Source organism: Salinisphaera hydrothermalis C41B8 (assembly GCF_000732535.1).
Lineage (GTDB): Bacteria > Pseudomonadota > Gammaproteobacteria > Nevskiales > Salinisphaeraceae > Salinisphaera > Salinisphaera hydrothermalis.
This window is the reverse complement of sequence record NZ_APNK01000010.1, coordinates 76754-98279: the sequence shown is the minus strand read 5'-3', so window position 1 is coordinate 98279 and position 21526 is coordinate 76754. Positions and strand designations below refer to the sequence as shown.

20 protein-coding genes are annotated in these 21526 nt (G+C 64.5%); 2 read left to right on the top strand and 18 right to left on the bottom strand.

Annotated elements, in window-relative coordinates; translation table 11 throughout:
- Positions 1–5 precede the first annotated feature (5 nt).
- The 8 genes from C41B8_RS08935 to mutL all read right to left on the bottom strand — a co-directional run bounded on the left by C41B8_RS08935 (position 6) and on the right by mutL (position 8444).
- Positions 6–1193, bottom strand: coding sequence for an ATP phosphoribosyltransferase regulatory subunit (locus C41B8_RS08935; protein WP_037336770.1), 1188 nt, complete (start codon positions 1191–1193; stop codon positions 6–8).
- Positions 1194–1197: 4 nt separating this feature from the next.
- On the bottom strand, positions 1198–1389 hold the full coding sequence (locus tag C41B8_RS08930; protein ID WP_037336768.1) for a DUF2065 domain-containing protein: 192 nt from the start codon (positions 1387–1389) through the stop codon (positions 1198–1200).
- A 12-nt stretch (positions 1390–1401) separates the two neighbouring features.
- Positions 1402–2286: a protease modulator HflC gene (gene hflC, locus C41B8_RS08925; protein WP_037336766.1), complete on the bottom strand. Its 885-nt coding sequence runs from the start codon at positions 2284–2286 to the stop codon at positions 1402–1404.
- On the bottom strand, positions 2283–3671 hold the full coding sequence (locus C41B8_RS08920; RefSeq protein ID WP_051883314.1) for a protease modulator HflK: 1389 nt from the start codon (positions 3669–3671) through the stop codon (positions 2283–2285). Before C41B8_RS08920 ends, hflC begins: the two co-directional genes overlap by 4 nt.
- Before the next feature lie 307 nt (positions 3672–3978).
- Positions 3979–5328: a ribosome rescue GTPase HflX gene (gene hflX, locus C41B8_RS08915; protein WP_051883313.1), complete on the bottom strand. Its 1350-nt coding sequence runs from the start codon at positions 5326–5328 to the stop codon at positions 3979–3981.
- Between the two features lie 11 nt (positions 5329–5339).
- Positions 5340–5591 (bottom strand): RNA chaperone Hfq, encoded by a 252-nt coding sequence (gene hfq, locus C41B8_RS08910; RefSeq protein ID WP_037336764.1) that lies wholly within the window; start codon positions 5589–5591, stop codon positions 5340–5342.
- 59 nt (positions 5592–5650) lie between these two features.
- Positions 5651–6592, bottom strand: a complete 942-nt coding sequence (miaA, locus tag C41B8_RS08905; protein WP_037336761.1) for a tRNA (adenosine(37)-N6)-dimethylallyltransferase MiaA — start codon at positions 6590–6592, stop codon at positions 5651–5653.
- Positions 6593–6596: 4 nt separating this feature from the next.
- Positions 6597–8444 (bottom strand): DNA mismatch repair endonuclease MutL, encoded by a 1848-nt coding sequence (gene mutL, locus C41B8_RS08900; RefSeq protein WP_037336759.1) that lies wholly within the window; start codon positions 8442–8444, stop codon positions 6597–6599.
- 198 nt (positions 8445–8642) lie between these two features.
- On the opposite strand from mutL, the gene C41B8_RS08895 reads away from it, so the two are divergent.
- Positions 8643–9110, top strand: a complete 468-nt coding sequence (locus tag C41B8_RS08895; RefSeq protein ID WP_037336757.1) for a Fur family transcriptional regulator — start codon at positions 8643–8645, stop codon at positions 9108–9110.
- A gap of 52 nt (positions 9111–9162) precedes the next feature.
- The gene (locus C41B8_RS08890) at positions 9163–10623 is read left to right on the top strand and encodes a catalase (protein WP_037336755.1); all 1461 of its coding nucleotides are present in this window, start codon (positions 9163–9165) and stop codon (positions 10621–10623) included.
- Between the two features lie 60 nt (positions 10624–10683).
- On the opposite strand, the gene C41B8_RS19575 is transcribed toward C41B8_RS08890, so the two are convergent.
- The 10 genes from C41B8_RS19575 to pcnB all read right to left on the bottom strand — a co-directional run bounded on the left by C41B8_RS19575 (position 10684) and on the right by pcnB (position 21505).
- Positions 10684–11742: an NAD(P)/FAD-dependent oxidoreductase gene (locus C41B8_RS19575; protein ID WP_051883312.1), complete on the bottom strand. Its 1059-nt coding sequence runs from the start codon at positions 11740–11742 to the stop codon at positions 10684–10686.
- Positions 11743–11776: 34 nt separating this feature from the next.
- Positions 11777–13249 (bottom strand): N-acetylmuramoyl-L-alanine amidase, encoded by a 1473-nt coding sequence (locus tag C41B8_RS08875; protein ID WP_198025129.1) that lies wholly within the window; start codon positions 13247–13249, stop codon positions 11777–11779.
- A gap of 317 nt (positions 13250–13566) precedes the next feature.
- The gene (gene tsaE / locus C41B8_RS08870; RefSeq protein ID WP_037336748.1) at positions 13567–14046 is read right to left on the bottom strand and encodes a tRNA (adenosine(37)-N6)-threonylcarbamoyltransferase complex ATPase subunit type 1 TsaE; all 480 of its coding nucleotides are present in this window, start codon (positions 14044–14046) and stop codon (positions 13567–13569) included.
- Entirely contained in the window at positions 14043–15569 is a 1527-nt protein-coding gene (locus tag C41B8_RS08865; RefSeq protein WP_037336746.1) for a bifunctional ADP-dependent NAD(P)H-hydrate dehydratase/NAD(P)H-hydrate epimerase, read from the bottom strand. Before C41B8_RS08865 ends, tsaE begins: the two co-directional genes overlap by 4 nt.
- Before the next feature lie 32 nt (positions 15570–15601).
- Positions 15602–17218: a glucose-6-phosphate isomerase gene (gene pgi / locus C41B8_RS08860; protein ID WP_037336744.1), complete on the bottom strand. Its 1617-nt coding sequence runs from the start codon at positions 17216–17218 to the stop codon at positions 15602–15604.
- A 178-nt stretch (positions 17219–17396) separates the two neighbouring features.
- Complete coding sequence (gene panC / locus C41B8_RS08855) at positions 17397–18227, bottom strand: pantoate--beta-alanine ligase (RefSeq protein WP_198025128.1); 831 nt, start codon at positions 18225–18227, stop codon at positions 17397–17399.
- Between the two features lie 20 nt (positions 18228–18247).
- Complete coding sequence (gene panB / locus C41B8_RS08850) at positions 18248–19084, bottom strand: 3-methyl-2-oxobutanoate hydroxymethyltransferase (protein ID WP_051883310.1); 837 nt, start codon at positions 19082–19084, stop codon at positions 18248–18250.
- An 8-nt stretch (positions 19085–19092) separates the two neighbouring features.
- Positions 19093–19725: a deoxynucleoside kinase gene (locus C41B8_RS08845; protein WP_037336742.1), complete on the bottom strand. Its 633-nt coding sequence runs from the start codon at positions 19723–19725 to the stop codon at positions 19093–19095.
- A complete protein-coding gene (gene folK, locus C41B8_RS08840; RefSeq protein ID WP_037336740.1) occupies positions 19722–20228 on the bottom strand; it encodes a 2-amino-4-hydroxy-6-hydroxymethyldihydropteridine diphosphokinase in 507 nt (168 codons plus the stop codon). Before folK ends, C41B8_RS08845 begins: the two co-directional genes overlap by 4 nt.
- Positions 20228–21505 carry a polynucleotide adenylyltransferase PcnB gene (pcnB, locus tag C41B8_RS08835; RefSeq protein ID WP_051883309.1) on the bottom strand — a complete coding sequence of 426 codons (1278 nt, stop codon included), beginning with the start codon at positions 21503–21505 and terminating at the stop codon, positions 20228–20230. Before pcnB ends, folK begins: the two co-directional genes overlap by 1 nt.
- Between the last annotated feature and the right edge of the window lie 21 nt (positions 21506–21526).

Below are 21526 nucleotides of genomic sequence, written 5' to 3'. Positions count from 1 at the left end.
GATATCTATCCCTGCAGTGGACGGACCTGCCAGGCCCCGTCGATCTGTTTCAGAATGCGGTCGCAACCCGAGCCGAAGGTTTCGGTATGGTCGGGCGTGGCAACCACCACGCGCTCGCCGGACGCCCGCAGGCGCCGGATTTCGGCAAGCAAAGATTCATCGTTGTTGCCGGGCGGCGCGAAGATGCCGCCGGCCGGTCGGTCGTCGGCGAATTCGCCGAGCGCCGCCAACAGATTGAGGTCGGCGGAAAAACCGGTCGCCGGACGCGGCCGCCCGAATGCCGAGCCGACATTGTCGTAGCGCCCGCCACGCGCCAGTTCCCGCCCGAGACCCGGCGCGAACGCTGCAAACAACAGCCCGGTCTTGTAGCGATAGCCGCGTAGTTCCGCCAGATCGACGAACAACGGCATATCGGGATAATGCGACGCAATAAGCGCGACCATGGCGGCCGTTTCATCGAGCGCGCGGTCGATGTCGTCATCGAGCCCGCCGAGCGCTGCCCTGGCATCCTGCAATAATTCGGCCGGCCCATTGAGCCCGATCAGCGTTGCCAGCCGGTCGTGCAGCTCATGGTCCACACGTCCGTCCGCCAGTAGCCGGTCCAGATCCGGGCGCGATTTACGTTGCACGACATCGAACAGCGTCGGTTCGAACTCTGCCGACACGCCGCCCAGCGCAACCAGCCGGCGATAGATCGCGACGTGCCCGAGATCGAGATAGGTGCGCTCGATGCCCATGCGATGCAGCGTCTCGAGCATAAGCGAGACGATCTCCAGGTCGCTATGGAGATGCCCGTCGCCGAATTTTTCGACGCCGACCTGGAGCGGTGAACGCGAGCCACCCGGCTCGTCGGGGCGTGTCCGCAACACGCTGCCGATATAGCAATAGCGCGCCGGCCCAGTTGCCGCCAGCCGATGCGCGTCGATGCGCGTGGCCTGGGTGGTCATATCGGAGCGCACCCCCATCATCCGGCCATTGAGCTGATCGGTGAGCTTGAAGGTATGCAGATCGAGCTCGTGTCCGGCGCCAGTCAACAGCGAATCGAGATACTCGATCAATGGTGGGCGGATGAGCTCGTATCCCCAGCGCCAGTACAGATCGAGCAGCGCGCGTCGCGCCGCTTCGAGCCGCCACGATTCCGGCGGAACCGTCTCCTGGACGCCCTCGGGCAGTAACCAACGTTTGGATTGCATGGCTCTAGACGTAATGTAGAAACTGCAGGGCCACGACGCCGACGGCGATCATCACGGCCCCGAAGATACGCAGCTGACGAGGCGCGACCTCGGCCAGGCGCAGCACGGTCTCACGCCAGCGCTCGGGCGCGATGAAGGGCATCAGCCCCTCGATCACACAGACGAGCGCCAGCGCGCGCAGCAGGTCGACCCACATTGTCGACCGCGGCTATTTGGTACTGCCCGCACCCGCGGCCAGTCCAGGGTTGAAGTACTTGAACAACTGGCCATCCGGCTTGAGCAACAGCACATCGTTATCGCCGATGCTCTGACGATAGAGCTGCAAGCTGCGATAGAAGCTGTAGAACTTCGGATCCTTCTTGTAGGCGTTGGCGTAGACCTCCGCGGCCTTGGCATCGCCCTGGCCCCGGATCATTTCGGCTTCCTTGTAAGCCTTGGCCAGCACCACCGTACGCTCGCGCTCGGCATCGGAGCGGATTTCCTTGGCCGCGGCATCGCCCTGGGCACGCAGCGTACGAATCACTTCCTGGCGTTCGGAGCGCATGCGCTCGTAGACCGTGTCGCTCACCTTCGACGGCAGGTCCAGCTTCATGATGCGAACGTCTTTGACATCGATGCCCAGCTGCTTGGCTGCCTCATTCACCTGAACCTGGACCGCAGCAACAATCTCGTTACGATCGTCGCCAACCGCCTGGCGAATCGTGCGCTTGGAGAACTCGGCCAGCAGATCGTTTTGTACCGACTCGGTGAGAAGCGTACGCGCGCGGTCGGCATTGCCGTGCGTCGACAAGTAGTACTTGACCGGATCGGCGATCTGCCACTTGACGTAATAGTCGACCGACAAGTTCTTGTTCTCCGAGGTCAACACGCGATCGATTTCGCCGGTGAGCGTCATCACCCGGCGGTCGAAGCGATGCACCTTCTGCACGAACGGGATCTTGAAATGCAGACCGGGCTGATACTGGGAACCCACGATCTCACCCATCTGCACGACCACCACGCGCTCGCGCGGCGTGACCACGAACATCGAATCATAGGCGACATAAGCCGCGATGAGAACGACGATCAGAGCGAATATCTGTTTGCCACTCATGAGTTGCGGCTCCGGCTACGCAGGTTGTCCACGTTCGAGTTCGAGCTGCCGCTCGTGCTCGACCCGCCGCCGCTCCCGCTCTGGTCGGATTCGTTCGGCAAAGTCATGGACGAGCCCGTGTCTCTATCCGAGTCAGAATCGCCGTTGTCTCCCGATTTCTTCGATCCGGCCGATTTCTCAAGAATCTTGTCGAGCGGAAGATAGGTCATCGAATTCGACGTCCCGTCGTTCAGAATCACGTGCGAGGCCGACAACACATCGCCCATGGTCTCCAGATAGAGCCGTTCGCGCGTCACCTCGGGGGCTTTTTCATACTGTGCCAGCAGATCCGAGAAGCGCGCGGCCTGGCCTTCGGCCCGGTCGATCTTGCGCTGCTTGTAGGCTCGCGCCTGGGCGATCATCTGGGCCTTGTCGCCCTGAGCCCGGGCCACGATGTCGCGAGCATAGGCCCGGGCGATGTTCTTGGCCCGCTCTTCTTCCTCGCGCGCCTTGATCGCCTCCTGGAACGCACCCTGCACCTGCTCCGGCGGCTGTGCGTATTGCACGTTAACCGCCAGTAGGTCGATGCCGGCATGGTACTTGTTCAACGTGTACTGCATGATCCGGCGCACGTTATCGGGCAGCTTCGCCCGCGAGCGATCGGTGATCTGCGGATACTCGTTCTGCTTCTGCTTGATCTGGCCGACCAGCTTCTGGTCGATGTCCTTGAGCCCGTTCTTCTTCTTGGGCTGGCCGGAATTCTCTTTCAGATCGACATTGGCGAGCGCCTTGTCGTCTAGCTGATTAACCTGGACACCTTCCTGGATGACCTGGTTCATATCCGACGTGCCCACGATTTCGCGCACCGCGGAACGCAGCACCTGCTGAACCGTGTTTTCCGGATCCTGCAGCTGAAACAGGTAATTCATCGCATTCGAGATGCGGTACTGCACCGAAATCTCGACGTCGACGATGTTCTCGTCCTTGGTGAGCATCACGGCACGATTACTTGCCCGCCGCACTTGCTGCGTATCGACCTTGTATACCGTGCTGACGGGATACGGCAGGTGCCAATGCCAACCGGGAGCGGTCGTATGCGTGTATTGCCCCAGACGTAGCACGACACCTTTTTCGCCCGGCTGGACCACATAGAGCCCGGTGGCCAGCCATACGACGAATGCAATCGGCACCAGCGCCAGAAATACGCCGCCGCCCACGCCGCCGCCGTTAGCGCCACCGCCATTACCACCACCGGACTTGTTGCCGCCGGGTTTATTACCGAAGCGTTCGCGGAACCGCTTCCAGATCTGATCGAGGTCGGGCGGCCCGCCGCCGTCTCCGCCGCCGCTGTTGCGGTTGCCACCGCCCCACGGATCCTTGCCCTTGCCAGGCTCGTTCCACGCCATGCTAGAAAGCCTCTGATCGAGTCGGTCGCACGGCCTGACGATGCCCGTGCTCCTCGTGTTCACACTGGGCGGTCGCATTGTTGCAACCCCCCTTGCTGTTCGCGCGCACGCGCCCCGGCTGTCCCCCGGTCAAACCCACAGTGAACAAACCGCTCTCCTTGCCAGTTAACAGCCGCATGCCACGGCGCAAAACCAACCGAAACGGCCCGATCGGATGATGCCGTTGCACGAACTGTCTGCGATTTCCCGCAAGTCTATAGTCCGCCCGAAACCCTGTCGAACCAAATAGCCCGGTAACCGCACGCAATCAGGCCGGCGGCCGCGGCGCGCGCTCGGCGGCCAGACGTTCGACATCGGGCCGCACCGGGCGACGCTCAATCAACACGTCGCCGAATTTCAGCCCTGCCTGCGCCACCACGCGCTCCAGATCGGCTTGCGACGCGGTAACCGACAGCAGCGCGTCGCCATTGTCGGCATAGCTTTCCGCGCCCACCACGCCCAGTTCGTAAAGCTGCGAGCGCAACCAGCCGGCAGCCGGCGGCACCCTTAGCGTGCCGGTGACGGTATCGGGATAACAGAACGCTGCCAGCGCATGACGCAGCTCGTCCAAGCCTTCGCCGGTCATGGCCGAGACATAGACCCGCACCGGACGCCCGTGCGCGTCGTACTCCACACGCGGCGATTCGTCATCGAGCAGGTCGACCTTATTGAAAACCTCGAGCTGCGGCACCTCACCCGCGCCAATATCCGCCAGTACGCCATTGACTTCGCGCGCATGGGCGCGGCGCTCATTGTCGGCCGCGTCGATCACGTGCACCAGCACGTCGGCTTCCCGGGTTTCCTCGAGCGTAGCCCGAAACGCCGCCACCAGCTCGTGCGGCAGATCGCGAATGAAGCCGACGGTATCGGCGACGATCAGTGGTTCGCCGACCGGCACGTCCATGCGTCGCAGCGTCGGATCGAGCGTCGCGAACAGCTGATCCGCGGCGTAGATCTCTTCGCCCGTGAGCCGATTGAACAGCGTGGATTTACCGGCGTTGGTATAGCCAACCAGCGAGACCACTGGCGTGCGGGCGCGGCGACGCGACGCTCGGCCCTGATCGCGCCGGGCCAGCACCTTGTCCAGCCGCGAACGCAGCAGCTTGATGCGGTCGTTGAGCAGACGACGGTCCGTTTCGAGCTGGGTTTCACCCGGCCCGCGCAAACCGATGCCGCCTTTCTGGCGCTCCAGATGGGACCAGCCCCGTACCAGGCGAGTCGCCAGATGCTGGAGCTGGGCCAGCTCGACCTGCAGCTTGCCTTCGTGCGAGCGCGCGCGGCGAGCGAAGATATCGAGAATGAGACCGGCCCGATCGAGCACCCGCGCATTCATGCGCTTTTCGAGGTTACGCTCTTGACTGGGGGATAGATCGTGGTTGAACACCACGAGTTCGGCGCCGTGCTCGGCCACCGCCGCCGCAATCTCATCGGCCTTGCCGCCACCGATGAAAAACCGCGGGTCCGGCACGCGGCGCGAGCCGCCGATGTGACACAGCACATCGGCGCCCGCGGATTCCACCAGTTCGCGGAATTCCTGATCCGCCTCGTCATACTCATCGATGCCGAAGGCGATATGGACGATGACGGCCGCCTGACCGGTGGGCGGCCGTTCAAACATGGGAGGTTGACCTAGCTATCGTCGGACTCCTGCGACATTTCATCGCGCACTTCACTGCGGACGTTGCGAGACGGCACGATCGTGGAAATCGCGTGCTTGTATACCATCTGATTGACGGCATTGCGCAACAGCACCACAAACTGGTCAAAAGATTCGATCTGCCCCTGCAGCTTGATGCCGTTGACGAGATAGATCGACACCGGCACACGCTCTTTGCGCAAGGCGTTGAGGAATGGTTCTTGTAATGTTTGGCCTTTTGCCATGGAACAGACTCCACGAAGTCGGGGGGACAAAAAAAGATCAAGAAAATATTAGCACGATTTCAGGTCGCGCCGGACGCCGTCTGGACCAGCCGCCGCGCCTGAATTTTCATTGTGTCGTCATCGCTCGCGAGCCATCTGGCATCGTCGAGCGAACGCAACCACGTCAACTGACGCTTGGCCAGTTGTCGCGACGCGATGACGGCGCGATCCACGGCCTCCTCATGACCGAACTCGCCGTCCAGGGCCTGCCATAACTGACGGTACCCCACCGCTCGCATCGACGGTTGCGCAAGATCGAGATCGGGACGGGCATGCAGCTTTTCAACCTCTGCCCGAAATCCTTCGGCCATCATGATCCGAAAACGTTCCGCAATATTGCGATGCAGCCGATCGCGCGTGCTCGGCGCCACGATCAACTTGGTAATCGACCACGGCAGATCGGCCGCGTCGCTGCGCGCGAACAGAACGCTCGGCGCCTCGCCCGTCAACTCGTGGATTTCGAGCATGCGCTGGATACGCTGGGCGTCGTTGCGATGAATGCGGGCCGCGGTGGGCGGGTCGAGCCGCGTCAGGCGGTCGTGTAACGCGCCCCAGCCGTGCTCGGCCGCCTCGGCCGTGAGCCGGGCCCGGAGCTCGGCGTCGCGACCCGGCATATCCGACAGGCCATGCTCGAGCGCGCGGAAATAAAGCGACGTGCCGCCGACCAGTAGCGGCAAACGTCCGGCGGTATGGATGCGATCGATCTCGATACGGGCATCACGCACGAAATCCGCGGCCGAATACGCATCGGCCGGATCGCGGATGTCGATCAGCGCGTGCGGCGCCTGACGGAGCGTCTCGGCATCGGGCTTGGCCGTGCCGATATCCATGCCGCGATAGACCATGGCCGAATCCACCGACACGATCTCGGCCTGCATGGAAGCGACCAGATCGATCGCCAGGCCAGTCTTGCCGGACGCGGTCGGGCCCAGGATGAAGATAACGGGCGGTTTATCCTTCATGGCACTACTGCCCGCGCATGAACAGCCGATCAAGGCCGGCCCGATCCACGCTCACCCAGCTCGGCCGGCCGTGATTGCAGTGGCCGGCACGATCAGTGTGTTCCATGTCGCGCAGCAGTGCGTTCATCTCGGCCAGCGTAAGTCGTCGTCCGGCTTTGACCGCGGCCTTGCAGCCCATATCGGCCAGGATGTCGTCGAGGATATCGCGCACGGCATCGGCGCCACGCGGCCCACCGTCGAGCTCGGCGATCACATCGCGGGCGACGGCCAGATAATCTCGGTCGGCGAGCAAAGCGGGCACACCGCGCAACATGGCGCTAGTCGGGCCGCTCCGGTCGAGCTCGAAGCCGACCTCGGCCAGGACGTCGGCTCGATTCTCCACCATCGCCGCCTCGCTTTCCGACAGCGACAGGCTCTCGGGCACGAGCAGGCGCTTGCATTGGATACGCCCGGCCGAGAACTCGGCCTTGAGCTGTTCGTAAAGCACCCGTTCGTGCGCGGCGTGCATATCGACCAGCACCAGGCCCTCGGCGTTCTGCGCCAGGATATAGATATCGTGCAGCTGGCCGATGGCATAGCCGAGCGGCGGCGTTTCGCCGGCTTCGTTGGCGGGCTCGCTCGCGTGCTGGCGAACGGCGTCGGGCTCGTTCGATACGCGAGGGGTTGCGGCGGACGCCGCCGACGCGGAAGGTGATGGCGGCTGCTGGAAGCGATAACTCGCGGCGGTTTCGGTCACGCCGGGACGCGAGGGTGGCGCGTTGAAATTCAGGCCGCGCGGCGTCATGGGGCGAGAATGCGCGCTCTCCTTGACGCGCCCCGGCGTAGCCGTTAGATCAACGGTTCTGGCCTCGTGCGGCCGCGCCTCGACCGCCGCCAACGCACGGGAGACGCTACGAAAAACAAAATCGTGCACCAGTCGCGACTGCCGGAAACGAACCTCGGCCTTGGCCGGATGAGCATTGACGTCGACCTGGCGCGGGTCGAGCGTCAGATACAGCACATAAGCGGGATGGCGCTGATTGTGCAACAGGTCGCGATAGGCCAGCCGCACGGCATGATTGAACACCTTGTCGCGAATCGGCCGGCCGTTGACGAAGCTGTACTGGCGATCGGCCTGGCCGCGCGAGAAACCGGGCGTAGCGATCCAGCCGGTCAGGCGCATGCCGGCGGCCGATTCGTCCACCGCCACGGCATGGTCGTCGAATTCGCGCCCCAGCACATGCGCTGCGCGCTGCTTCCGGTTGTCGTCATTCGAGCACGCCGCCAGCGCCGCCGACTCCACCCCGCCGTGGCGCAGGGTAAAACCGACATCGAACCGCGACAGCGCGAGCTGATTGAAGGCGTGGCGAATATGCTTGAACTCGGTCGCGGGGGCGCGCAGGAATTTCCGCCGCGCTGGAATCCGAGCAAACAGTTCGCGCACCTCGACGCGCGTGCCCGGCGCCCCGGCGGCCGGGCGCGGCTGGCTATCGATATGCGGCGAAATCGCATAGGCGCGATCGGCACCGGCCACGCGTGACGTGAGCGTCAGCTCGGCGACGGAGGCGATGCTGGCCAGCGCTTCGCCACGAAACCCAAGGCTCGACACTGCTTCGAGCGCATCCAGGCTATCGATCTTGCTGGTGGCATGTCGTGCCACGGCGAGCGACAGCTGATCGGCCGGCACGCCGCAGCCGTCGTCCTCGATCAGAATCCGGCGCAGACCGCCCTCCTCGACATCGACGCCGATGCGCGACGCCCCGGCATCGAGGCTGTTCTCGACCAGTTCCTTGATGATGGAAGCCGGCCGTTCGACCACCTCGCCGGCGGCGATCTGGCTGATCAGACGATTGTCGAGCAGTTGAATGGGCATAACGCGACAGACGCGGCGCAGGCGCCGATAAACCGGGAACGGCGCTTAGTGTCCGGCATCTCGACCCGGCTTGGCAAAGAGCCGGCCACCGCGCGCCGGTGCCGGCCGCACGATCGCCACGACAATGCGTGCGGCGGGCCGGATGGACTGGATCGTTTTCTTGACTCATTCCAGAAAATAGCCAATGATCGACGAGCCATGAGTCGATATGAAACATCCATCGTTGCCGAATTACGCGAGCGCGGCCTGCGGGTCACCGCGGCACGCCATGCCGTGCTCGAATGGCTGATTGATCATCCGCACGCCACCGCAGACCAAGTCCACCAAGGCGTCAGCGAGCGCCTCGGAGCGATTTCCAAACAGGCCGTTTACGACGTCCTGGCGGCGTGCGTGACGGCCGATCTGGTCCGGCAGATCAAACCCGCTGGACACCCCGCACGCTTCGAGCGGCATACCCACGACAACCATCATCATCTGGTATGTCGTGGCTGTGGGCGAATCGAGGATACGGACTGCCATATGGCGTCCGCGCCCTGCCTGGAGCCATTACCGGACCACGGTTTCGAAATCGACGAAGCCGAGGTCGTTTTCTGGGGGTTGTGCCGGAGCTGTCAGGATGAGGCACAACGTACAAAGACGGATACCGATCTATCGACGCACGCGTGACGATGGCCGATCTCGGTCACGTGGCACACCGTACCTATCGGAGGACGAAACCTTGACAGACCATAACCGCAACATCGAAACCACGACCGGCGGCGAGCCGTACCCGAGCGACGAGCATTCGCTCACCGTCGGTAACGACGGCCCGATCGTGATGCACGATCACTTCCTCATGGAACAGATGGCGGCCTTCAACCGGGAAATGATTCCCGACCGCCAGCCGCACGCCAAGGGCGGCGGCGCCTTCGGCCAGTTCGAGGTCACCGAGGATGTGTCCAAATACACCAAGGCCAAATTCCTGCAAAAAGGCGCGACCACGCCCATGGTCGCTCGCTTTTCGACGGTGGCCGGCGAGTCCGGCAGCCCGGACACCTGGCGCGACCCGCGCGGCTTTGCGCTGAAGTTCTACACCGAGGAAGGCAACTTCGACATGGTGGGTAACAACACCCCCGTGTTCTTCGTGCGCGATCCGATGAAGTTCCAGCACTTCATTCATTCGCAAAAGCGTCGTGCCGACAACGGCCTGCGTGACCACGACATGCAGTGGGACTTCTGGACCCAGTCGCCGGAATCGGCGCATCAGGTCACCTGGGTGATGGGCGACCGCGGCGTGCCCGCTACCTGGCGTCACATGAACGGCTACTCCAGCCATACCTACATGTGGGTCAACGACGCGGGCGAGCGATTCTGGGTGAAGTACCACTTCAAGACCGATCAGGGCATCAAGTGCCTGACCCAGGAACAGGCCGACGAAATGGCCGGATCGGACGCCGACTATCATCGGCGCGACCTGTTCGAGGCGATCAAGCGCGGCGACTATCCGACCTGGACGCTGCATGTCCAGATCATGCCGTACGAAGATGCGAAGACCTATCGCATCAATCCGTTCGACCTGACCAAGGTCTGGCCGCACGAAGACTATCCGTTGCACAAGGTCGGCACGATGAAGCTGGATCGCAACCCGACCGATTTCCATTCGGAGATCGAACAGGCGGCGTTCGAGCCCAATAACATGGTGCCCGGCACCGGCGTATCGCCGGACAAGATGCTGCTCGCGCGTACCATCTCGTACGCGGACGCCCACCGTGCCCGGCTCGGCGTCAACTACAAGCAGATCCCGGTCAACGAGCCGAAATGCCCGGTTCGCAGCTATACCAAGGGCGGCGCGATGCGTATTCGCAATGTTTCCGATCCGGTGTATGCGCCGAACAGCAAGGGCGGCGCCCATGCCGATCCGGCGGCCTATCCCGCCAATAACGTCTGGGAGGCCGACGGCCAGATGGTGCGCGCGGCCTATACGCTGCGGAAGGACGACGGCGACTTCAACCAGGCCAACGACCTGGTCAACAAGGTCATGGACGATGAAGCGCGTGACCGCTTGGTCCACAACATCGTCGGCCATATGTCGGCCGGTCTGAGCGAACCGGTGCTGGAACGTGCGATCCAGTACTGGAAGAACGTCGATCAGACCATCGGCGAACGCGTCGAAAAAGGCGTTCGGGCGAACTCTAAGTAAGCCCGTCGCGCCGACCAGCGCCTGTTGAAAAAAGGCGGCACGCTTGGCGTGCTGCCTTTTTTATGTAGGCGCTACGCTCGGGTTCGAGCCGTCCAGACCCTGGGTCTGGATTCGGCGATACCGACGCTGATCCCACCAGCCCAGCCAGGGCGTGCTAGACACGAGCCCCGCAGCCGGCCCGAGGTCGATCGGCATCTCGCGCAACGGCGGCGCATATCGTTTCAAGGCATGCGTTCCCGTCTCGGCCCGAAGTCCGGACAGGACAACGCGCGCCTGCCGCTCGCCGTCCCAGCCGGCCAGCACGGCGTACCCGTCCAGCGACGCGGTGGCGCCCAGAACATGCACCGACGACGCCCGCGGGCTGACCAACCGACGATCGACCCGGAGGCCCGCACTGGCCGCCGGCAAAGACATACCCAGCGCCGACGAACCCGGCTCGGCGGCGCCGGCCCAGATCACGTGATCCGCCGCGAACCGGCGGCCGTCGCGACAGCACAGACAGCCCGTCGCAAGCGTCTCGGCCTGGGCATCGATCACGTCGACGCCCAGCCAGGCCAGACGACGAAGCGCCGTCCGCGTGCGTGGGCCCGTCGCGCCGTCAGGCCACAACAGACGTACATCGAGACCGTCGCGACCAATTCTTGCGGCCAACCCACCGGCCACCTCGAGCGCCGTCAACGAACCGCCGACGATCACCACGGCCGCCTGCTTCTCGGCGTCCAGCACAACGCGCAGCTCCACCAGCTGTCTCACCGAATGGCCGGACCAGGTCCGCGGCTGTCGCGCGCCCGGGCGTGCCACCCAGTCCGGCATGCGCCGTGTTCCCAGATTCAGGCTGAGCCGGTCATATTCGAGCACTCGGCCGTCGGCGAGCCATAGCCGGCGGTGAATAGGCTGGCAACCCACCGCGCGACTGCGAATCACCGGCACGCCGGAGGGTAGCGACCACCGCAAACGCTCGGCCGGTAACGTGCCAGCCAGCAGCGCGGCGGTCGCCCCGCCGAAGCGCCCGTCGTGCGGCGCCACCACGGTCACGCGAAACGCATCTCCCAATTCGTGCAGGCCTGCGAGCACACCGCGATGGGCCTGCCCCAACCCGACCAGAACGAGATGTCGCATCGAAGTCGATCGGTATCCGGATCGAGTCGCCCGCTCAGCCGCGGCTGGCCAACTGTTGCGGCTCGGGCGGCGGAATCTTGAGCGTCTGGCCCGTCTGTAGTGTGCTGCTGCTCATATCGTTGTAACGACGCAGCGCCGACACGCTTACGCCATACGTCTGGGCGATTTCCGACAACGTATCGCCGCGCTGCACCCGATGCTCCTGCGCGGCCGCAATATAGGTCGACGGCCGGTAGCTCGCGAAATACCCCTTGATGCCGCGCAGCATCGCGGCCGCCAGGCCGTTCTGGTAGCGGGCACTGGCCAGTTTGTGCTCGGTCGCACGATTGGAGATGAAGTTCGTCTCCACGAGGATCGACGGAATATCCGGCGATTTCAGTACCATGAAACCGGCCTGCTGGACCTTGCTCTTGTGCAGCGAGCCGAGATCGTCGAGTTGGGCGAGCACGCGCCGGCCGGCATCCATGCTGGCCTCGATGCTCGCACTCTGGGACAGATCCAGCACGAACGACGCCAGTCTGGAATTTTTATCCTTCAGGCTGACGCCGCCGACCATGTCGGCGCTATTTTCGCGTCGCGCCAGCCAACGCGCGTGCTCGCTGGTCGCCCCGTGCGGCGACAACGCATAAACCGAAGCCCCGGTCGCGCCCCCGCCGGCTGGCGATGCATCGCAATGAATCGAGATGAAGAAATCGGCCTTGTCATGGCGCGCGATGACCATGCGCTGGCGCAGGCCGACGTAGTAATCGCCGTTGCGCGTCAGCACGCCCTTCATGTGCGGCTGATCGTCGATCATGCGCTTGAGCCGGCGTGCGATCGCCAGGGTGACGTTTTTCTCCAGCAAGCCATCCGGGCCGTGTGCGCCTGGATCCTTGCCCCCGTGGCCAGGGTCGATGGCCACGATGATGTCGTGTACCGGGGCCGAGCGCCGCGGCACGTCCGTCGCGGCGCCCTGGTCGACCGTCGCACGATCCGCGTCCGAATCGGCCGGCGCCGGCGAAGACGCCTGTGCCATGGCGGCAGCGGATTTATCGGCAGTGGTCTGGCTGTCGTCACCCGCCGCCAGTTCATCGCTTGATGCGTTTCCACCCGAGTCCGCCACGCGTGTGTCGGGCGCGCCGTTTTTGGGATACAGATCGAGTACCAGCCGGTAGCCATGCCCGTTTTCCGGCGACAGCATGAAGCTCTTCGCGCGCACCATATCTGCCAGATCCAGCACGACACGCACGCCAGTGCCCTTGTGGATACCGGTGCGGATTTCCTTGATCAGGCCGCTGCCCCCGGCCCGTCCGGCCACATCACCGAGATTACGCGTATGGGGCAGGTCGATCACCAGCCGTAAGGGATGATCGACCATGAAGATGTCAGGCTGGGTGTCGGCCGACAAATCGAAGACGACCCGGGTTTTCTGGGCCGACGACGACAGACGCGCATCGTGCAGCCTGGCCACCTGGGCCACCGCCGGTAGCGCCAACACGAGCAAACCGAAAAAAATCAGTCTTTGCACGCTGCGGATCATTGGATACCCCATCTCCCTTAAAAGGGGCGCAAAAGAACCGTTTTCAGAACATTATCGGCAGCGGTCATGCATGGCAACTTTTTTGGCAGGAAAAACAGCATGTAGCACAGAGATGCTGGCGATCCACTTGAATTGTTCACCCGGCACCAGCAGAACGGGCGTCCGGCTGTATTTCGACGCGTTAAAAAACAAAGACCCGCAACTGCCTGTTCTTTATTTTCAAAGGCTTCTCGACCGATGGTCGCGGCGAGTACGCGAGCGTGTACTGGCGCCATCAACCCGGCAACAGGTCTGCTTTCAGCGGGCTAAGAGGGCCGCGGTCTGAAGTCGTGCAGCTTCGCCATCAATTGCCGACCCGTCGCTGAACAAGCCGTCAGCTGCGCGCACCGCCCGGCATCTCGATATTCCAGATGTACCGCCAGATCGGTCGGCGGAAGAAAGCCGGCGCCCCGCTCGGCCCACTCCACCAACATCAGGTCGCAATCGGGAGCCATGTCCCGAATACCGAGAAATTCCAATTCTTCGGGATCGGCCAGGCGATAGAGATCCAGATGATAAAGCCGGCGCCGGGGGAATTCGTAGGGCTCGACCAGCGTGTAGCTGGGCGAAACGACGGGGCCGGCATGGCCCAACGCCTGAATCGTGGCGCGTGCCAGCGCGGTCTTACCGGCCCCCAACTCGCCGGCGAGCGTAATCACAGCGCCGCCATCGTGGGCATTGAGGGCCATCGCAAGCGCGTGGCCGAGACGATCGGTCTCGGCCGGCGTCGCCAAATCGATGTTCATGGGCGTTGCGGGTTGGCCTGACGCCGGATGCAGGGCAGCAGATCGCTCGGCAGCAGACCTCGCTCGCCGTCATCGACCGCAGCCTCGTCGCCCGCGAGGGCATGGACATAGACCCCAAATACCGCGGCTTCGGCCAGACTCATGCCCTGGGCGGCAAAACCGGCGATCACGCCGGTCAGCAGATCGCCCATGCCACCGACGGCCATACCCGGATTGCCCTGGGTACAGAGCCAGAGCTCGTCCGGCGTGGCCACGAGCGTGCCCGCCCCCTTGAGCGCCACCACGGCCTGATAACGCTCGGCCAACGTCCGCGCGGCCGAGACCCGATCGGCCACTACATCGGCGGTCGACCAGCCCAGCAGCCGCCCGGCCTCGCCCGGGTGTGGCGTCAGGATCCAGTGCTCGCGCTCGACCGGCGACTTGGCCAGCCGATTGAGCGCATCGGCGTCGACCACCAGCGGCCGCTCCGACTCGAGCACGCGCTGCCACAATGCATCGCCCCAGTCGCCATGCCCCAGTCCAGGGCCGACCGCAATCAGCGACGCGCCCTCGATCAACGTATCGAGACGCGCCCTCGCGTCGGGGGCCGAGGGATCGTCGGGCAAGCCCTGGCACATCAGCTCCGGACGCGCCTGGCTCATCGCGCCGGCATGATCCTGATGACAGGCCACGCTGACCAGCCCGGCGCCCGCCCGCAGCGCCGACTCCGCCGACATGCGAATGGCACCGCCCATGCCGCGACCGCCGCCGACACACAACACATGACCATTATCGCCCTTGTGTGCCCCGCGAGGACGCACGGGCAACGCATGTCGCAGATCGCGATGGGTGATGCGCCGGGCCACATGCGGCTGCCCCTCATAGAGCGCATCGGGCGCGCCGAGATCGTCGAAGGCCAGCTCTCCGCAATGGGCCGCGCCATCGCCGGTCAGCAATCCGAGCTTGAGGCCGATGAACGTCACGGTGGTATCGGCGGTCACAGCCCGGCCCCAGGCCCGACCGGTGCTGGCATCCACGCCCGATGCGATATCAATCGACAACACCCCGACGCCCCGGCCGGAGGCTTCGTTGATCCGGTCGATGGCGGTAGCCATGGGCCCGGTCACATCGCGATTGAGCCCGGTGCCGAACAACGCATCCACGATCAGATCGGCCTGAATCGGCTCATCGACGAAGTCGTGAATTTCGCCGCCGGCTTCGCGAAATGCCTCGAACGCCCGGGCCGCGTCGCCGGACGCTTTCGACAGGTCCAGCGGCGCCATCAACGTGACCTGCCAACCGGCCGCCATCGCCTGACGCGCGACCAGCGCGCCGTCCCCGCCGTTGTTGCCCGGCCCGCACAATGCCACCAGACGCCCCGGCATCGGCCAGCTCTGCGCCAGTTCGTCGTAAGCCGCGCGCGCGGCGCGCTGCATCAGGGTAAAGCCCTCGACGCCGAATTCGTTGATGAAACGCGAATCCAGGGCGCCGACCTGGGCTGCGTCGTAGACCAGATGCGGCAGATAGTCGCTGGTTTCGGTCATGACGAGATCCGTTATCGGTGATCAGCGAGCGATCAACGTCCCCAGGCGCGACGCACACGCGCCACCAGCGCCGCCGTGGAACCGTCGTGGGTCGCGCTCGGCGCGTCCTCGCCCAGTTCCGAGACGATCTGGCCGGCCATGGTCTTGCCGAGTTCCACGCCCCACTGATCGAAGCTGTTGACGTTCCAGATGATGCCCTGCACGAACACCTTGTGCTCGTAGGCCGCGATCAGCGCGCCGACATGGTGAGCGTCGAGTGTTTCCAGCACCAGCATATTGCTCGGCCGATTGCCGTCGAAACGACGGGCGGCCAAGCGATGCTCGAGCGCCTCGCCTTCCAGGCCCTGCGCTTCGAGTTCGGACCGGAGCGCATCGCTGTCGCGACCGCACATCAGCGCCTCGGCCTGGGCGATACAGTTGGCGATGCGCTCGCGCTCGCGGGCATCGCCGGCCGCCTTCGGACCGGACAACGGCAGGACGAAATCCATATCCACGGCCAGATCGCCCTGGTGCAGCATCTGGAAATAGGCGTGCTGCGCGTTGGTCCCCACGCTGCCCCAGATCGTCGGCACGGTGGACACCGTCGCCGGCTTGCCTTCGCGCGTCACCGACTTGCCGTTGGATTCCATTTCCAACTGCTGCAGGAAAGACGGCAACGAAGCCAGCCGCTGGGCATAGGGCACCACGCAGTGGCTTTTCAGACCGAGGAAATTGTTGTTCCAGACGCCGACCAGCGCCAGCATCGCGGGCAGGTTCTCGTCCAGCGGCGCCTGGCGGAAGTGTTCGTCCATGGTGTGAGCGCCGGCCAGAAGGGTCTCGAACTGCTCGCCGCCAAGCGCCAACAGGATCGACAGCCCGACGGCCGACCATAGCGAGTAGCGGCCGCCGACCCAGTCCCAGAACCCGAACATGCGCTCGATGCCGAACTCGGACACGGCCTCGGCGTTGGTTGATACGGCCACAAAGTGTTTGGCGATATCGCCCTCGCCGGCACCGGCATCGACCAGCCACTGGCGGGCGACACGCGCATTGGCGAGCGTCTCGGCCGTGCCGAACGATTTGGAGGTCACGATCACCAGCGTGGTCGCCGGATCGAGACCGGCCAGCGTGTCGTCCAGATCGGCCGGGTCGACGTTGGCCACGAAGTGCGGACGCGGTCCGTTGCCTTCGTACAACGCTTCACAGATCAGCCGCGGCCCGAGATCCGAACCGCCAATGCCGATGTTCAGCACGTCGGTAATCGGCTGGCCCGAAAACCCGCGCCACGAACCGCTACGGACTTCTTCGGCGAACGCGGCCATGGCACGACGGATCTCGTGGACCTCGTCGTACATGGGGGCGTCGTGTGGCGCCCGCAGCGCGACATGCCAGGCCGCCCGGTTTTCGCTCGTATTGATCGCCCGACCGGCGAACATGGCCTCGCGCGCTTCGCTTACGCCCTGGTCATCGGCGAGCGACAACAGCGCGGCGCGCACGTCGTCGTCGATGCGCTGCTTGGAATAATCCAGCGACACGCCGGCCGCGGCGAGGCTGTAACGCGTCGCGCGCGCGTCGTCCGCGGCGAACAGATCGAGCATCTGCTGGTTGGCGTTTTTCGCGGCCAGCGCCTCGAGAGTTTTCCAACTGGGTTGATTGATGGGGTCGGACATCTATTCCAGCCTTTGCGCCGTGGGGCGCGAGTCAGACGATACGAAAAGGCGCACGACGACGATTCGTCGAGCCCATCGAGACTAGCTAAAAACAGTCTTATCAGCCAGCGCTCGGCGCCGTCATGCCATGGCGCAGGATTCTGATGGCAGCCGACGCATCACGGCGCCGGCGCGGAGCTCAGACCGACACGCCCATATTGTCGATCAGCCGTGTGCGGCCGAGATGACCGGCCGCGAGTACGCGAAACGAGGACGTATCGCGTTCCGCCGGCCCGAGATCGGCGGCCCGGATCTCGAAATAATCCGGATCGAAACCACCGTCGACGAGCTGGGCCCAGCCGCGGGCTTCCAGCGCCCGAAAATCCCGCTGGCCGGCGGCCAGGCGTTCGACCACGTCGGCGATCGCGGCCGAGAGCGCCAGCGCCTGACGCCGCTGGGCGTTGTCCAGATAATTATTGCGCGAGGAATACGCCAGACCGTCGGCGTCGCGTACGGTCGGCACGCCCTCGACCGCGACGTCCATGCACAGGTCGGCGACCATCCGCTTGATTACCGCAAGCTGCTGATAGTCCTTTTCGCCAAAGAAAGCCGCATCCGGCTGCACGATGTTGAACAGCTTGTTCACCACCGTGGCAACACCGCGGAAATGACCCGGCCGGCTGCGTCCGCAGAGCATCTCGGTGATGCCGGAGACATCGACCGTGGTCGCGCTGCCGCCTTCCGGATACATCTCGTCGACGCTCGGCACGAACACGGCATCGGCGCCGGCATGGGCCAGTGCTGCCCGGTCGGCGTCGAACGTACGCGGATAGGTGGCCAGATCTTCGTTCGGCCCGAATTGCAGCGGGTTCACGAAAATACTCGCGATCACGCGATCGCAACGCTCGCGCGCAGCGGCGACCAGCGCCAGGTGTCCGGCGTGCAGATTGCCCATGGTCGGCACGAGGCCGACGGACTCCGAGCCGGCGCGCCACTCGCGCACGGCGTCGATCGTATTCAGCACTTGCATGGCGATCCGTCTCGCAAAAGCTATTTGAAACCGTGCTCCGGCGCCGGATAGCTGCGATCCTTGACCGCAGCGACATAGTCGGCGGTCGCCGTATCCAGACAGTCCGCGTCGGCCATGAAGTTCTTCACGAAACGCGGCTTGCGTCCGGGCGACAACCCGAGAATGTCGTAAATCACCAGAATCTGGCCATCGGTATCCGGTCCGGCGCCGATACCGATCACCGGCACGCTGGCTGCGGCGGTGATCCGCGCGGCGAGGGTCGAGGGCACACATTCCAGCAGGAGCATGTCGGCCCCGGCTTCTTCGAGCAGGCGCGCGTCACGCACCATGGCGTCGGCCGCCGCGTCGTCTCGGCCCTGGACCTTGAAGCCGCCGAGCTTGTGTACCAGTTGCGGGCGCAATCCCATGTGGGCACAGACCGGCACGCCGTAGGTGGTGAGGTGAGAAACGGTCTCGGCGATCTCGGCCCCGCCCTCGATCTTGACCATCTTGGCCTGGCCTTCGGCCATCAGGCGATGCGAAGCCGCCAACGCGGCATCGGGCGTGGCGTAGGTCAGAAACGGCAGATCCGTCATCAAAAACGCCCGTTCCAGCCCGGCGGCGGTGATTCGGCTGTGATAGACCATGTCATCGAGCGACACGCCGACCGTGGTACTCGCGCCCTGGATCACGTTGCCCAGGCTATCGCCGACCAGCACCAGATCGACACCCGCCCGATCCTCGAGCGCGGCGAAACTGGCGTCGTAGCAGGTCAGACTCGCAATCTTTTCGCCCTCGGCTTTCATCCGGGCGAAGTCGGCCAGCGTCAACGGCTTGCGGGTCTGCTGCTGTAAGTGGGGGTAAGGACTGATATTCATGGCGCGGACTATAGCATCGGCGGCAACGACTGCACCGACTCGGGGCGTTCCAGCGCCGAGAGCACGGCCTGATAGTCGTCGGCGTTGCCGACCAGATCCAGCGCGTCCGCGTCCACGCGCACGATCGGCGTCGCGCTGTAGGTCGCGAAATGCTCGCGATAGGCGGCAACCACACGCGCCAGATAATCGCGTTCCAGATTCGCCTCCGCCGGGCGGCCGCGTTTGGCGATACGACTCATGAGCGTGTCGATCGAGGCATCGAGATAGATCACGCAATCCGGCTGCGGCGCCTGCCAGGCCAGCCGGGCATAGATATCCTCGTACAACGCCAGCTCCGGCCCGGACAGCGTGAGCCGTGCGAACAGCGGGTCCTTGTCGAACATGAAATCGGCCACGCAACCGCCGCCGAACAGGTCCGACTGGCGCAGCGAATCCACCTGACGCGCGCGCTGTAGCAGGAAGAACAACTGGGCGGACAAGGCGTGCGCCGCCGGGTTGTCGTAGAAATCGCCGAGAAAGGGGTTCTCGTCCGGCGCTTCGTCGAGCAGGCCGGCGTTCAGATCCCTTGCCAGCCGGCCGGCGAGCGTCGATTTGCCCACGCCGATCGGACCTTCGATGGCGATATAACGGCCGGCTTTCATGCAGGCAGCTCCCAGTATTCGATGTCGTCGTGGGCCACGCGATGCAGGCAGTCGACAACGCGCCCGTGTTGGCCGAGCTCGAGCGCCGGGGCGATTTCGGCCAGCGGCACCAGCACGAAACCACGTTCGTGGGCACGCGGATGCGGCACGGTCAGAGCGTCATCATCCAGATGGCGATCACCGTAGGCCAGGATATCCATATCCAGCGTGCGCGGGCCCCAGCGCACATCGCGCACCCGGTCGTGTGCAGCTTCCATGGCCTGTAAGCGAGCGAGCAGCGCATGCGGCCCCAGGGCCGTTGTCAATGCAGCGGCCGCATTACAGAACATGGGCTGATCAGGCGGCCCGCCCACGGGCACGGTGCGATAGAACGACGAGACCGCAAGCACGCTGATCGCGGGCTCGGACCGCAGCTCGACGATCGCGCGCTCGAGCTGGCCGGCCGGGTCGTCCAGATTGCTACCGAGGCCGATCCAGGCGACATGCCGGTCGCCCGCCGGCATCACGAATCGGCCGTGGCCGTCTTGCGGGCGCGACCGCCCCGCCGCTTACGCCGGCGCGAACCGGTGCCCGACGCCGGTTTGGGCGTGGACGGGTCGTCCTGCATCACGGTCCACCATTCGGCCAGCTCGGGCTCGACCTCGCCCACCTGCGCGCGCAGCAGCAGAAAATCATAGGCCGCGCGAAACCGCGGATGCGGAATGAGGCGCTCGGGATGCCGCCCGCGGCGCTTGTGAAAACGCGGCTGGAGCTGCCAGATCTCGCGCATCGGGATCGAGAACCGCTTGGGAATCGCCACCCGCTGGACCTGGCGCGACACCACCTGCGACTGGGCGCTGGCCAGTGCCGGCGCCGGTGGCATGCCCTCGCGCTCGAGGTTGGCCGCGCCTTCGCGCACGGCCGGCCAGAGCAGTGCGGCGAAAATGAACGCCGGCGTGACCGGCTTGTTCGCTTCCATGCGCGCCGCAGTGTTGGCGATCGCTTTTTCGATCAATGCTTCGCTGGCCGCGCCGGTGGGCGAATCGAGCACGGCCATGGTGTCTTCGAACAGCGGGCGCAGCAGGTCGTAATGGCGCAGCATGCGATAGACCTGCGGCCCGGCCGGATGCATGAGCAATTTGAGCACTTCGTCGAACATGCGGGCGGCCGGCACATCGGCCAGCAGTTCGATCATGTCGGCCGGCGGCTCGGCCTCGGGATCGAGCGCCAGATCCAGCTTGGCCGCGATACGCACGGCGCGGATCATGCGCACCGGGTCTTCACGATAACGAACGCGCGCATCACCGATCAGGCGCAGACGGCGGGCCTCGATATCCGACAGACCATCCACATAGTCGTAGATGCAGTGATCGGCGACGTCCAGATACAGGCCGTTGATCGCGAAATCGCGCCGGCGTGCATCCTCGGCGATCGAGCCAAAGACGTTGTCGCGCAGAACACGCCCGGCGTCGTCCAGCTCGCGCGTGTCTTCGGTATCGCCATTGGCCGGGTCCGCTCGGAAAGTCGAGACCTCGACGATCTCGCGGCCGAAGCGCACGTGGCAGATCTGGAATCGACGCCCGATCAGCCGTGCCTTGCGGCCGAAGACGTCGACCACCGCCTCGGGCTCGGCGTCGGTGGCAACGTCGAAATCCTTGGGCGTGACCCCGAGCAACAGATCGCGTACCGCGCCGCCCACCAGACAGGCACGATAGCCCGCGTCATGCAGTCCATCGAGCACCGCCAGGGCCGCATCGCTGATGTCGTCCCGCGTGATGCCGTGTTCCTTCGGCTCGACCATTCTTAGTTCGTTAATGAATCT